This window comes from Planktothrix paucivesiculata PCC 9631 (assembly GCF_900009265.2).
In the GTDB taxonomy this organism is placed as follows: Bacteria; Cyanobacteriota; Cyanobacteriia; order Cyanobacteriales; family Microcoleaceae; genus Planktothrix; species Planktothrix paucivesiculata.
In genome coordinates, this window is record NZ_LR735075.1 from 1 (window position 1) to 219 (window position 219).

Annotated in this window: 1 rRNA gene; it reads right to left on the minus strand. The window is 38.8% G+C overall.

Annotated features, from left to right (window positions below):
- Window positions 1-62: ribosomal RNA gene (locus tag PL9631_RS25650) — 16S ribosomal RNA — on the minus strand; the annotation flags it as partial.
- Window positions 63-219 lie beyond the last annotated feature (157 nt).

Below are 219 nucleotides of genomic sequence, written 5' to 3' on the forward strand. Positions count from 1 at the left end.
ACTTGCATGTGTTAAGCAGACCGCCAGCGTTCATCCTGAGCCAGGATCAAACTCTCCATTTTGAAGAATCTGTTAGCTCTTCTCTTGACTAATTTAATTAGTCATGTTATTTTTTGAGTCATCAACTTTACAGTTGACTCCTCGTTTAGTTTTTTGACTAGGAGTTTGTAAATTCGACTTTCAAACGTATTCTTTTTTCTAGGTTCGGCGCGCTCTCGT